The following is a 14,413-nucleotide window of genomic DNA, read 5'->3' as shown; positions in this document are numbered from 1 at the left end:
AATATCCGCATAATTGCTGTCACAGCTGAATTTTGTTATGGTGTCGGTAACGAAATGAAAGATTTCGTTACCGTGCTTCCTTAAATGCTAAGGCATCGGATTCTTTTGCAAAATATCCGTTTTCGATCAATAGTATGACAAGATTTTTAACGTCCTCATCATCGAGCCATGAACAACTCTCTCCATATGTGCAGATCACCATTCTGTCGGGATCCTGATCCGGCTTGCGGTATACCAGATAAAGTACATCTTCGCCGTAATCCTCAACGGAGAAATTGAGCCTTTGCAGCTTCATATTCTCATACTTATCGATATTATCCGATATTTTTTGAGTAAGGCTGAGTATATCTTCATTTTCAGCAAGATCTGTGTTTTCGATACAAGTTATGATGCGTTGTTTTTCGGTGCCATTCCCGGTATTGCGGGTGCGTGACTGATCCAGTACGAACAGCGTGATCGGCGGTTCCTGCTGTGCAATGATAAGAGCTTTTCGCATCAGACACAGATCAAGGGAATCGATCACGTTATCATTGCAGTAATCCACTGCTTTCCAGTTCTTCAATACCGTATCTGACTTACCCAGCAGCCATTTCTGAAGAGTTACAAGGTCGGCGGTATTGAATTCACCGTCACCGTTCACATCTCCTGAAAGCGTTGCTGAGACTCTGTATTCTATATCATATGCTTCACCGTTGACTACCGTGATCGTCATATAAGCTTTTTTCTGTTCAACTCCGAATCCATCCTTCGGAACTTCATATTCATCCGGAATAACAAGTTTGAAATCGAGTGCATCTGATGAAACGGGAATGCTTACTTTCGTACCGGATTGAAAGCTGCTTGAAGGTTTGCACAGATCAGGTATAACGCAGGGGTTAGACGATATAGGAGTAATAAGAGTACTGCTGTCTGTAACACTTGTTCTGCGGTGAATATCGAAGCCGGTATCCTCATCGAGTATAACAGGTTCGCCTGTTTCGTAATCTGTTATCTTTATTCTTGCATCTCCCTTTGAAAGGGAAGGAGTTTTGAGGGAGGTATCCTGATAGGCAGCTGCAAAGCCGTAGTAAATATCGTCATGGTTGTATGTATCGACCACGTCCCAGCGTACATACACAGGTCCTTCCGAAATTGCTTCATATACTACAATATCTGACGTATCTCTCGGGCCTGCGAAAAAGCCTGCGAATCTCGTCTTGTTTGAACAGCTCCATTTTGCTGCTTGACGCATATTTTCTGAGCAGTACCCCTCATGCCATTCAGAAAAAAATGTCGTTGGATTTTGCAGACAGAATACAATCTTATCATCAATGACCGAAACTGTACCATGTTCCTGGGAGAATTCTTCGAGCTCAGCCATGCAGTCGGGAAGCTTGGCATAAAGGTCTGTTTCGGTGATATTCAGCATATCATCAACAATGAACTCATAAGAGGGGATATAATTATTACCTTCGAAATCGGTAAGGGTATCCACTGAGGGACAGGTAAGTGAAGTCTTGAAATTGCCTGCGCTGACAGGCTTGTAGACGAATACCTCAATATCGGATCCTGTCTGGTCATTATATTGTTCATGGAAGATTTCTTCCATTACGCCCTCGGAAACAGAAACGATGTATTCTGCTTTCGCTGCATCTTCACTCATAGAGTAGCTTCTGCAAAAGGTCACGCAAAGAAGGCCGTCCTGTATGTAGGTGCCGCCATGAAGGTTATAGAACTGACAGGCAGCATTTCGGTTTTGCGGTACCCATTCGGGAAGCTGTATGCTGTCAGAAGCCTCTTCCGCATGAACAGCAGGACAGATGTCAGGTGGGATTATGCCTGAACAGAGCAGCAAGGCCGCTGCGGTGAATGATGCTGCGAGTTTTGATGCTTTCATGATTTTTCACCTTCCTTTTGGTATTTCAGAGGGGCTTTGTTCTGTTGATAATATCGTATCACAAAACTTCCGCAACGTCAAGTATTGTTTTTATGCGGTACATATTATTATGAAAATGTCCGCCCACAGGGGGCGGACATTTGGTTGTTATCCCGTTTTTATGCGTTATGCGGACGGAGCTCGCTTCCGCCCCATTCAACAACTGTAAAGCCATTTCTTTCAAAGGACTCAAGCTGCTGGGGTTCAATATCCAAGGCATTTTCAAGGGGGATATAAGTCATGAAGATGCGGCAGATACTGTCAGGTGAAGGTGTGATGCTGAGTTTAGCGGAGTTCGTATATGCGTCTCCCTGGAAAGAGATGAGATTATACTTGTTATGCTCCATTCTCGGCAGCCAGTATACGATGAACTCGTTCATTTCTTCTTCTGTCAAGCCCATATATGTGAGCTTTTCTTTGAGGAAGCTCTCAGTATCAGCGCCTGCAACACAGAATCCCTTTGAGAAATCAAATTTAGTGCGGCTGTTTGCAGCGTCCCAGAACAGGTAATTATGGTGAGTGCCGTCTGCCTTGTTCAGAAGCTTTCCGTCAGGATAAGCCACAACGTCCCAGCCGTTATTATACCTGGGATATGTGGTTGAAAGCTCGGATTCAGTCAGTTCAAGTTCAACATGAACATCCGTCTTCTCCTCGGGATACAGGTAGATAACAGGCTTGTCAACAAATTCAGGGAAATAATACGTAACGGTATCATTATCATCTTCAACGGTCTTTATCCAGCCGTACTGACCATTGAATTTTGTAAATAACCATACATTATCATCATTCTGACACCCCAGTTCCCAAAGCACTGTTCCACTGGGAATTTTATCTACAGATTTATAACTTTCATCAGGACCAAGATAAAATTTCAGATCATTTACCATAACCCACAAAGGCGCAGCATTTGTAGTAAATCTTTCAGGTACAACATAAGTATTGTTATTGCTCAGATATTTTTCCTTAAGATTTTCAAGCTTGATAAAAATACTTGCCATATTTGCAGAAGTTCTCCTTTGTGAACCGTCTGCATAGGTAAGAACAGTGTCCTGCTGTATACTGCTCAATACAGGTATTGTCACATGCAAGGTGTTATTGATGAGCAGTTCGTAGTCCTGAGCCATTATCCTGCGATAATCCTGTTCTGAGATCGGAAGCATCAACGGCTCAATATCCATATCCGTTCTCTTCTCATCATAATACAGTATGTAATTATCGCCATTCTGATATACTTTCCAGGTTTTATCTGTTCCTTCATCTCCGTCTTTTATGTTGATGTTTACTGCGACAGGCAGATTTATTGAACGGAGAATGTGTTTTCTCATACGGATAAGGTCAAATACGTCAATTATGTTGTCACGGCAGAAATCAACAGCCTTCAGGTCGGAAAGCTCGGTATCGGCCATGCCAAGCAGCCATTTTTGCATGAACACCAGATCCGAAATGCTTGACAGACCGTCTCCGTTGGCGTCGCCGTAGGGAACCCACTTCATTCTGCACTTCAGCTCGACGTTATCTGTGCTTTCGGATATTATCTCGAATTCAAGATAATCATACCCGCCCCATGTCTCATCTGAGTGGAAAGAATAACTGCATGACTTTTCAAATACATTAACAGAGTCGATCGTACAGGGATTTGATTCAATATCATATATCTCACCTGTGGAAGGCTCGCCGGATGTGCATTTCAGAAGGAATGTATTACCTTCGGGAATGTCGATCAGTTCGCCTGTATCCTTGTCATAGAAGGTTATCTTTGTTATCTTCTTGCTGACAGCGCTGCTCTTTTTCAGTCTGAACACAACATCGGCAGTTTTGTTTTCATATTTTGTGACGGTCATATAATCCTCAGGAATTACATTACCGTTGTAATAACCGGGGGTAGAACCATCCGTTTCGGGGAGTGAATAGCCTTTTGGAGGACAACTCAATCCGAATGAAAAATAGTCTGCATCAAGGTGTAATCCTGCGCTCTTGTCGATGACAGGATTTGTCAGGAATCTCATGGGCTGACTATCCTGTGTGAGACTTCCTTCAGGTGTGTCATAGCGTACATTTGACCAGATAACAGGATCATCACCTTCGGTAAAAGCAATAGGCTCGCCGGTATCATAGTCAACGATCGTAAATCTCATATTGCCCGAAAGCAGTACGGTCTGTGCATTATTTATTACTGCGCAGTCAGCGAGGAGAGTTGTTTTATCCTCTGCGTTTGTGTCATAAATCGGTCCGAATTCGTAGGATATCTTATCATAGCCGTCCTTGACTGCCTTATATACGTAGATCTTATTGATCTGTCCGCCGTCAAGAGGAACATCAGATACGGGACTGCAATCACTGACTGCTTCAAGCTCAAAGCATTCTTTTCCGCCGTCCTTCAGAGTCCAGTTATAGGCTGTACCTGCGTTATGAGAAAGACCGAACACAACATAATTATCCTTTACGGATAAATATGTGTTTTTATTTGTGTACTCACTGAACTCCTTCTTGCAGTCAGGCAGCCAGCTGTATATATCAGTCTCGGTGATATCCGTATCGCTTTTTGCCGAGAAGGAATAGCGGGAGATGGCATGGCCGTATCTAAGGTCGGGATCCTTTTCTTCTACAAAGGTGTCAACCACGGCAATATCAAAGTCGCCTGCCTGCTGCGGATCAAATACTGCTACATCGTAGTAATACTGACTTTCGATACTGCTGTAAGGTCTGTGCATCAGAGTTTTTACAGATTCGTCTGTTGCTATGGTATCATAACGCAGCATTCCTCTAGGTTCATTATCCGATAGTTTTTCGGCCTGAAATTTGCTTACAACGCAGATAAAACCGTCTTCAATATGTGTAGCTCCGTATGTGTTTCTGAATTCAAGAACAGAGCTGAAGGTCCTGGGTACCCAGTCCGGAATTGTGGTTGCTGCGGGAGCAGGTTTGACCTGATCGGCTGCAAATGCGGGCGGCAGTGCTGTTACGGATGACAGCAGCATACCTGTTGTCAGTAAAGCGATAAATTGATTCTTCATTGTTAATCCTCCATTCATAAATGAATAATATCATAGATGCCTGTGCAGGCTTTCTTTACGTTGTATTTATTTGCCAATCTCAAATTCATAATCGGTGTAATCGGAATCAGGTGAAGTTTTGCAGCTTACCTTAAGAATACCATCAGTGTATTTTAAAGAGAAATCCGAACCTGTAACTGTGTGGCTGCCGTCATCGTTTTCTGTGTATGTATATTCCCCGGTGAACGGTTCATAGTCAGGGAAAAGCTCGATCGTACCGATATATTCATAACTGCTGTACCGTATAGGACCGCCTCCCGAGTGTGTCAGGTAGAGGTCTGCCGAGTATTCGCCTCCGAAGCCGTACTGGTTTACGAACAGTGTTCTGGAGTCATAGAGACTGCCGTCCATGAAATCTATTTCGATCGGTTCTTTGTCCAGTATCGGATAATTGTCATTTACATAGAAATCGTGTATTTTTACTTCATATCCTGAAATATCATTTGAGGTAGTAAGAATATGAAGGAACGCACCTCCTATATCACCGAAAGGCGTTGAAGAGACCGTATTCAGTTCGAGTATTTTTTCATCCTGTGATACATAAGATGATGAAAGCTTGTGTGTAGCGCCTATTACATCGTAATCAACCCAGACGTAAGCGCTGTGTACATAGAGCTTTGCATTTATCAGCTCGATTGCTTCGTCAGTAAGATACTCGCCGAGGTACTCATCGAGCTCTTCCTGCGAATTTACCCATCGCGGCTTCATTCCGAATGTTTTCGTCATGTCTTTATTATGCGTTTCGCAAAGCATTCCGAGATCGTATTCCTTGTGATCAAGTAGGACAGGTTTTTCCCAGCTCCGTATGACTTCAGCTTTATAATTGTGACACGCTCCTTTGGGGATGACTGCCTGAGTTATATACACGCCCTTAGATGTCTTGGCTCCCGTGAGATCACGGTCGTATGTAAGCGTTACTTTATTGGCTGTGACCTGAGCATCGGCAGTTATGGGACATGAACCATTGCTCTGTGCCGTAAGGTTAAGAACAAGGGCGTTTTGAGCAAAGAATTCTTCGTTGTACTTGTTCTTCAAGGATCTTTCAACTGCACTGTGGAATTTTCCTTCTGTCCACTTGTCAAAGAGAGCTTTGCTTGTAAAGATTTGAGGCGATTGCCCGTATACTGCTGCTTTCCAGCCGCTGCCTGTAAGCTCGCTGGTAAATTCCGATTCGACCTTTGCTTCTGCGTCGGGATACCTGTACACCCAGTCAAATCCCTTTGCATTGTTTAAAGTTCTTGGTATAACCACCTGTAAAAGCTGAAGGTGCTCCTCATAGCTGTTGGTTCTTTCACCCGAATATGTCTGAAAGAACTCAGCTTCTATATGGTCTCCCGAATAGTATACATCTCCGATATTGTTCTCACCGCCGTCAGGTTTGAGCTCGGTTTTCAGTAGGAGAATGTTATCCTTAAAGAATTCCTCGTTGTATATCTCTGTAAACTTCTCTATATCCTCATCCGTATATGTCGGTACATCAAAGCAGTCACCGTCAACAGTTATGACGTGCAGCGGGCTGAAGTATCTGTTAAGATCATCTGTTGAAAGGATATAATCCTCATGGGGATCACTATGCATTTTATCCGAATACTGAAGATCGCTGACTGTTTTGGTAAAGCCTCCCGACTCTGAGATCATTTTTTTTCTGAAAAGGCACATATCGAATATATCAACGGTGCCATCGCTGTTGAGATCAGCATTGATGAATGCCTGTTCGCTGAGTGTGGTCTTGCCGTGGAGATAATTCTGCATTGTGACCAGATCAGAGAGTGTGAAACTGTTGCTGAGGTTAATATCTCCGGGAACTGTCACAGAAAGTGTTGTTTCCGCTTTTGCAGTGAATGAGGGGAGCAGCATTACAGCTGCTGCAATAGCGGCACTTAAAGCTGATGATAGTTTCATGGTAACGCCTTCTTTCCGAATGTTATAGCAGGAATAAAATGTCTTTTTATATTTTAACGGGTGAGAAGACGGAAATGTGCGGATAAAATCGTAAACATTTTATGAATATATTGAATATATCACGAAAGCTCCGCATACTTTTATAAATTGCTTACTGTTGCTTTTGATGAATATATGATGTATAATTATTTCAAAGACTTCGCCGAAGATCATGGAAGCCATTGATATGTGAAATCCATTATCTTCTTGCCGATGCTGAAAACGTTTTTTCTGAACGATTACATATCCTTATGTCAGGAGGGGAGTGCTTTATATGGAGCTTACATCTGATGAACAGATCTTAATGGTCAACGGACAGTCTTTTTTCGGAATGGGAGAACTGCCGCAAAAGGAGGTTCCGCGTATTCAGATGCTTGACGGCGGAACGGGACTCAATTTTGAGCAGTTATTCGGGGATCTGATGGATAAAGCAGGTCATGCTCAAAAAGGCACTTCGGTATTCCGAAGAGTGCTTGAGAATTTCTATCAGCCCGATTTGCTTGATACACGGGACGAGCTTGAGCTTTACAACTGGCTGCGAGATCAGCTTCGGCTGCTGATCCCCGAAATGACGGCTCCGGGCTGCTATCCGCCGGGTATGATGCTTGGTGCGACATGGGATCCTGAGACAGTATATCAGGTCGGTCAGGCACTTGGGCATGAAGCGCGAGCCTACGGTATTCATGTGCTTCTCGGAACGCCGAATATCAATCTGCACCGTGATCTCAGGGCGGGACGCCTGTTTGAGGGCTATTCAGAGGATCCTTACCTTATTGCCATGCTGGCTCCTGAGCTTGTCAGGGGCGTACAGTCACAGGGAGTTGCGGCAAATGTCAAGCATTTTGCGGCCAATAATCAGGAAACGAACCGTCAGGGCATCAATGAGATAATTCCCGAGCGCGCACTGTATGAGCTTTATCTTCCCGGATTTGAAGCCTGTGTCAATGCAGACTGCGCGACTGTTATGGCGGCTTACAATCAGATCAACGGTGTGCCCTGTACCGAAAACAATTGGCTTCTGACTGAACTTCTCCGGGATGAATGGGGATTTGACGGACTTGTCATGAGCGACTGGGGAGCGGTTTATCATACTGCCGGGGCAATTAATGCGGGCTGCGATGTGAATATGCCGGGACCTGTTTCTTCGGAGCCGCTCCAAAGAGCACTGGAAGACGGAACGCTCGAGCCTGAAAAGCTTGCGGTTTCGGCAGAACGCGCAGCCAGACTTGCACGGAAGTATGCGCTGCCTGCAGCTGCTCATATCGACCGCGAAATGACAGACCGTGCCGCATATAAAGCAGCGGCGGAGGGTATCGTCATGCTGCGTAATCATCCATTCACTGTTGGATCAGATGCAAAGTGCTGCCCTCTGCCTGCATCTGCAAAAATCGCACTGACAGGTACTCTGAACGGCGAGCTTCTGGTATGCGGTGAAGGCAGTGCAGGTGTACACACCGACCGCAATACAAACCTTTTCGAAGAGCTGAGAAAGCACTTTGCAGATGTGCGGACAGGTCTTTATGATGAAGCAGATACGGTGATTTATGTACTCAGTGTTCCCGGACAGGAAGGCAACGACCGAAAAACGCTCAGTATATGTCGGGAGGAGCAGATGAAAATGAGTAAGCTGGCATCATATGCTGCGCAGAATAGTCTGCGTTCCGTGCTGATCGTGAATGCATCAGGACCTGTTACCGAATGGACCATAGGAAACTGGAATGCGGCGTTCTGGGTATCGCTGCCCGGAATGCAGGGAGCTGCCGCAATTGCGGACATTCTCTGCGGCAAAGTCAATCCGTCGGGACGTCTGCCGCTGACTATACCATATTCTGAGGATGATATGCCGACATTCCTGAATTTTCCCGGCGACGGAATGAACGTGACTTACGGTGAGGGCATTTTTGTCGGTTATCGCTATTATGCCACTCGTTATCACTGCAATCCTGACGCCGACTATGCTGCTGCATATTTTGGTTACGGTCTCTCCTATACGACATTTGAAGTCCGCAGTCTGCGGGTCGAAAGCGGTAATATCGCAAACGGTCTTGAGCTTGCAGCAGAAGTTGAAAATACAGGTGATACTGCAGGAAAGACAGTTGTTCAGGTATACGTACATGATCCCTTATCTGCACTCACAAAGCCGGTCTGTGAGCTCTGTGCGTTCAGGAAGGTATACGTCGGACCGCATCAGACTGTGACAGTACATATGCACGTTGACAGGCGTGCCTTTGAGAGCTGGGATCCCGATCGGCACGAATGGACGCTTGAGGACGGTGAGTATGTCCTCAATGCTACGGTTGAGGATGCCAATGCCATTGACTGGCATGATACGGCTGGCGTGCTGCTGCATTATGACGGAGAATCGCCATACAGCTGGGGTGAAAATACAAGTATCAAAGAGATTTATGAAAATCCCGTACTCAAAGCTGCTTTGTTGCGTTTTATAACGGATCACGGACTTCCCTGGGAGAATATTCTTACAACATATCAGTATACCGCAATGGACAGCATTGGAAAAGTTCTGAACAGCATGAACTGTTCAGATAAAGCTTATGCGGAGTTTATTGATACTCTGCGGCAGATGCGGTGTTTGAAAAAGTAACTGTTCATAAGCCGAAAAACTGAATATCAAGTTATATACCGACTCCCTTCAGAGTCGGTTTTTTTGTGCCTTTTCACAGATATGTCACAAAACAGGACATAAATTCCACATTTCAAGCCTGAGATTCCACTTTAACTCCATTTAACTTACAAACTGCTCCTGTATAATACAGACATAGAAACAAAACACCTCTGACGTATTAAAAAGGAGAGATATTATGAAAAAAATATATATGTATTCAATTATGGCAGCAATGTTTGCAGCAGCAGTCACAGGCTGCGGCAGCAGGACAAATACAGACGACAAGGCTTCGGCTGACAATAAAGTCAGAACTGCTGCTGTATCGGAGAATAATGAAGAAGCTTTACCGGTACAGCTTTCAGACAGCACAGAAAATGAGAAAACAACCTATACAAAGCGTGATCTTGAGCAGACAGCAGATACAAGCGAGGCGAAAAATATCACTGTATCAGATGATACCACCATTGGCATAACCGAAGAAGGAGTCTATACTGTACACGGTACAGCTGAAAATTGCACTATAAGAGTTGAAGCTGATGAAAATGCAAAAGTACAGCTGGTACTTGACGGAGTTAATGTTACAAACAGTGATTCTCCTGTTATATATGTTGTTTCGGCAGATAAGGTATTCATTACGACTTCAGGCAGTGAGAACGATCTCACAGTCAGCGGGGAATTCAAAGCAGACGGAGATACAAATACCGATGCCGTCATCTACTCAAAGGACGACCTTGTTCTCAACGGCACAGGTACGCTCAATGTCACTTCGTATTACGGAAACGGTATCACCTCCAAGGACGATATGAAGATAACAGGCGGTACCTACAACGTGAGATCTGCCCTTGACGCTTTTGAAGCAAATGATTCTATATCAATAAGTGACGGAACATTCAATATCGCTACCAATAAAGACGGTTTCCACTGCGAGAATGATGAGGCTGAGGGAATTATCACCATATCAGGCGGCACATTCAGCATTAACGGTGGAAGTGACGGAATACAGGCCTGTGCTATGGTTCAGATAGACGGCGGAACAATGGATATAAATGCTGCGGAGGGAATAGAGGCTACATATGTTCTTATCAATGACGGCGATATAAATATCTATGCGACGGACGACGGTATCAATGCTTCAACAGGTACTGACGCATATGAAACAGCTATCGTCATAAACGGCGGAAACATAACTGTTGAGGTAGGTCAGGGCGATACAGACGCTATCGATTCCAACGGTTCTACCTATGTGAACGGCGGAACAGTAAATGTCACAGCTCAGATGTCATCATTTGACTATGATAAGACAGCCGAATTCAACGGCGGTACTATAATAATCAACGGTGCAGAGGTCTCGGAGATACCCCAGAGCATGATGGGCGGCGGTATGCACGGAGGCATGAATGGCGGACCGGGAGGTTTCGGCGGCAGAGGCGGCAGGTTCTGAATGGAGGAGAACGTATGACAGATACGGTATCCGCTCAGGAAATATACGCTACGGAGAAGCTGCGTAACGTACCTTGCATCAATAAGGAATGAGAAAAATGAGAAAGAGGCTCCATCCCATACAGATAGTCAGGGCGTTCATACAGCTTATTTCATTCGTAACCGTGCCGGCACTGTTTATAACCATATTCTCGTCTATAGTATCTGTCATAATGTCCATAACAGACGGAAGCTTCGTACTCACCGATAATCTCGGCAGGATAATACTTGTAGTCGGAGTGTTTCTCACAGCCCTTGTATGGGGACGTTACTTCTGCGGTTTTATCTGTTCATTCGGAGCAATGCAGGATCTGCTGAATGTTGCGGGAAAGCTGATGCCGTTCAGGGGAAAAGTGCCCGAAAAAGCTGATAAGTGGCTGAAGCTCCTGAAATATGCTGTTCTTGCGCTTGTTGCAGTGGCTTCCGCGGCGAAACAAAGGTCACTGTTACAGTTGAAAACGGCGAGATCACCGATATATCTATTGATTCATACAAGGACGATCAGCAGTTTTTCAGCCGTGCCGAAAACAGCGTTATATCTGAGATACTCGGCTTCCAGAGCGTGGATGTTGACGCAGTTAGCGGAGCAACATTCAGCAGCAACGGCATAAAGGAGGCTGTGGCCAATGCACTCGGTATGGAGTTCACGAATCCAAACAGTACGGCTGATAAAAATCACGGAGGCAGACGTAACCGATGAAATAAAGGCGCTCTTTACAAAAGAGCGTCTTTCGTGTATAATATTAACAATAAAACTGCGGAGGTGCGCCATGCAGAAGATCCTTATAGCCGATGATGAACCGAATATAGTTACACTTATAAGCCGTTACGCTCAGCGCGAGGGCTACGATGTCACAGCTGTTTCCGACGGCAGACAGGCGATAGAAGCCTGTACAAGGGAGGACTTCGATCTCATAGTCATGGACGTTATGATGCCTGATACCGACGGATTTACGGCCTGCAAGAAGATAAAGGAATTTAAGGATATTCCCGTGATCATGCTCTCTGCAAGAGGTACGGAGTTTGATAAGCTTTTCGGATTTGAGGTAGGCGTTGACGACTATGTTACAAAGCCATTTTCACCTATGGAGCTTATGGCGCGTATTAAGGTGATACTCAGTCACAGACCTGTGTCCGAAAAAACGGCAGAGCAAAGGATAATCAGTGTCGGCGGTATAATAATAGATACCTTCGGAATGTCAGTCGAGGTTGACGGCGAAAAGGCAGATCTCACTGCAAAGGAATACTCGATTTTACTTCTTCTGGTTCAGAATAAGGGTGTTGTACTGTCCCGAGACAGAATACTCAATGAAGTTTGGGGATATGACAGCTTCGGCGTTGACAGGACAGTTGACTGGCAGATAAAGCTGCTGCGAAGTAAATTAGGAGAATACCGTGACTGTATCAAAACGATACGAGGGGTGGGATATAAATTTGAAACGTAAAACAATGACTTTCCAGCGGAAACTGCTGGGCTGCTTTATATTCTTCACAGCCGTTATTTTTGCTGTGCTATGGCTTTTGCAGACCGTATTTCTCCAGCGCTTCTACAATGGTATGGTCATAAAGAACACAGTATCAGCTGCCGATAAGATCTCTGCACGGAGCAATGAAGCAGATATAACCGAATATATCGACCAGCTTTCCCGTGACAATTCCGTTCTTGTATTTGTCACGGATACCGAAGGCAATATCCTTTACAGCTCCGATGAATACAAAAAAGGGCATAAGCTGAGAAACAACGAGTTTAACGGTATGAGGGCGGATATCAGGGTAGAACACGGGCATTACAGAGAGCTTCCGGATAATTATGACAGGTTTTTGAGCGAACTTGTGGCATCAGACAGCAATGAAATTGAACTTCTGTCAGACGAAATGTATATTTACGGAATGTATATAGATTTTTACGGCAGTGATGACAAGGCTGTGATGTATATAGGAACGATGCTCAATGCAGTTGGTTCCACAGCAAGAATAATCCGTGTGCAGCTTATCTGGGTTACGCTTTTGTCAGTTATCACGGGATTTGTTATCGCGTGGTTCATGTCGAGAAGCTTTTCCCGTCCTGTTGCACAGCTTAACGAAAAAGCTCATAAGCTTGCCGATAAGGATAGCGATACTGATTTCAGGAAAGGTTTCTGCTCAGAGCTTGACGAACTGAACGATACCCTTGACAATACTGCGGACAAGCTGAAAAAGTCGCAGGAATTCCAGAATGAACTGCTTGCGAATGTCTCCCATGATCTGCGTACTCCTCTGACCATGATAAAGGGTTACGCGGAAATGATAAGAGACATATCACGGGAAGATGAAAAACAGTGTGCAGAGGACGTTGCGGTGATAGTTGAAGAGACAGACAGGCTTACAGCCCTTGTCAATGAGATACTTGAGTATTCTGAGCTGCAGATGACAGATACACAGCTTGTAATGAGCGAGGTTGATCTTGCTGAGGTAGTAAATTCAGTTGCCGACAGCTTTGAAAACCTGTACTCTAAGGAAGGGTATATCTTTGAGCGTCATATCGCGGAGAATATCCGTATTAACGGAAATGTTTCGCGGCTTCAGAGAGCTGTTTATAATCTTCTTGACAATGCTGTACGTCACGCAGGTGAGGATAAGTGGACAGGAGTTATGCTGAAATCGGCAGACAGCAAAGCCGTTATCGAAATATCCGACCATGGTGAAGGCATTGCCGCAGAAGAACTGGAAAAAATATGGGACAAGTATTATACAAAGCGACAGAGGCAGGGCAAGGGCGTTTCAGGCCTCGGACTTGCTATCGTAAAGCAGACTGTTGTACTTCATAATGGCAGATGCGAAGCTGAATCGGTGACAGGTAAGGGAAGTACGTTCAGGATCATTTTTGATATTCCAAAGCAGGGTTCGCTGTGAAGAAATGCCCCATTCATCGCAAAAAAAAAAAGAGCGGCTTATTGCCGCTCTTTTTTTCAATATTATTCAGAATGAAGTTTACTTCTGATACTTTGCGTTATCCATTTCACGGATAGCAGCACGGCGTATTTTTCCGCTTCCGACAGTCTTTGGCAGCTCGGGAACGAACTCGATAACTCTCGGATATTTGTAAGGTGCGGTACGTTCCTTGACGTAGTCCTTTATCTCCTTTACAAGCTCGTCGGAGCCTGTCTTGTCCTTTGTGAGTACGATAGTAGCCTTTACTATCTGTCCGCGGATCTCGTCCGGAACGCCTGTTACCGCGCATTCAAGCACGTAGGGGAGCTCCATGAGTACGCTTTCGATCTCAAAGGGGCCGATACGGTAGCCTGAGGATTTGATAACGTCATCGACTCGGCCGACGTACCAGAAGTAGCCGTCCTCGTCCATCCATGCTGTATCACCTGTGTGATAGAAGCCGTCACGCCATGTTTCCGCTGTATTTTCCTC

9 protein-coding genes and 1 pseudogene are annotated in these 14,413 nt (G+C 45.0%); 6 read left to right on the top strand and 4 right to left on the bottom strand.

From position 1 onward, the window contains the following. Positions 1-67 precede the first annotated feature (67 nt). The 3 genes from RF007C_RS04385 to RF007C_RS04375 form a co-directional block, all read right to left on the bottom strand. Positions 68-1,876 carry a dockerin type I repeat-containing protein gene (locus RF007C_RS04385; protein ID WP_037297599.1) on the bottom strand — a complete coding sequence of 603 codons (1,809 nt, stop codon included), beginning with the start codon at positions 1,874-1,876 and terminating at the stop codon, positions 68-70. 158 nt (positions 1,877-2,034) lie between these two features. Further along, positions 2,035-4,929 (bottom strand): dockerin type I repeat-containing protein, encoded by a 2,895-nt coding sequence (locus tag RF007C_RS17980; RefSeq protein WP_051456512.1) that lies wholly within the window; start codon positions 4,927-4,929, stop codon positions 2,035-2,037. Between the two features lie 66 nt (positions 4,930-4,995). After that, the gene (locus tag RF007C_RS04375) at positions 4,996-6,870 is read right to left on the bottom strand and encodes a dockerin type I repeat-containing protein (RefSeq protein ID WP_037297596.1); all 1,875 of its coding nucleotides are present in this window, start codon (positions 6,868-6,870) and stop codon (positions 4,996-4,998) included. Positions 6,871-7,183: 313 nt separating this feature from the next. On the opposite strand from RF007C_RS04375, the gene RF007C_RS04370 reads away from it, so the two are divergent. From RF007C_RS04370 to RF007C_RS04350, 6 genes and pseudogenes are all read left to right on the top strand, one after another. Beyond that, positions 7,184-9,511: a glycoside hydrolase family 3 N-terminal domain-containing protein gene (locus RF007C_RS04370; protein ID WP_051456511.1), complete on the top strand. Its 2,328-nt coding sequence runs from the start codon at positions 7,184-7,186 to the stop codon at positions 9,509-9,511. Between the two features lie 217 nt (positions 9,512-9,728). Further along, a complete protein-coding gene (locus RF007C_RS04365) occupies positions 9,729-10,973 on the top strand; it encodes a carbohydrate-binding domain-containing protein (protein ID WP_037297594.1) in 1,245 nt (414 codons plus the stop codon). Positions 10,974-11,061: 88 nt separating this feature from the next. Continuing rightward, positions 11,062-11,331 (top strand): annotated as a pseudogene (locus RF007C_RS18285) (4Fe-4S binding protein); the annotation flags it as partial. Positions 11,332-11,384: 53 nt separating this feature from the next. Further along, entirely contained in the window at positions 11,385-11,711 is a 327-nt protein-coding gene (locus tag RF007C_RS17975) for an FMN-binding protein (protein ID WP_037297591.1), read from the top strand. A 70-nt stretch (positions 11,712-11,781) separates the two neighbouring features. Then, positions 11,782-12,456 (top strand): response regulator transcription factor, encoded by a 675-nt coding sequence (locus RF007C_RS04355; protein ID WP_037297590.1) that lies wholly within the window; start codon positions 11,782-11,784, stop codon positions 12,454-12,456. Then, positions 12,446-13,903 carry a sensor histidine kinase gene (locus RF007C_RS04350; RefSeq protein ID WP_242836270.1) on the top strand — a complete coding sequence of 486 codons (1,458 nt, stop codon included), beginning with the start codon at positions 12,446-12,448 and terminating at the stop codon, positions 13,901-13,903. Before RF007C_RS04355 ends, RF007C_RS04350 begins: the two co-directional genes overlap by 11 nt. A 78-nt stretch (positions 13,904-13,981) precedes the next feature. Here the strand turns inward: RF007C_RS04350 and RF007C_RS04345 are convergent. Further along, on the bottom strand, positions 13,982-14,413 hold a 432-nt coding region (locus RF007C_RS04345; RefSeq protein ID WP_037297586.1), incomplete at its 5' end, for an AMP-binding enzyme.

The sequence above is a fragment of the Ruminococcus flavefaciens 007c genome (assembly GCF_000571935.1).
Taxonomy (GTDB): Bacteria; Bacillota; Clostridia; order Oscillospirales; family Ruminococcaceae; genus Ruminococcus; species Ruminococcus flavefaciens_F.
Note: the sequence above shows the minus strand (reverse complement) of the source record. Positions and strands in the feature narration are given on the sequence as shown.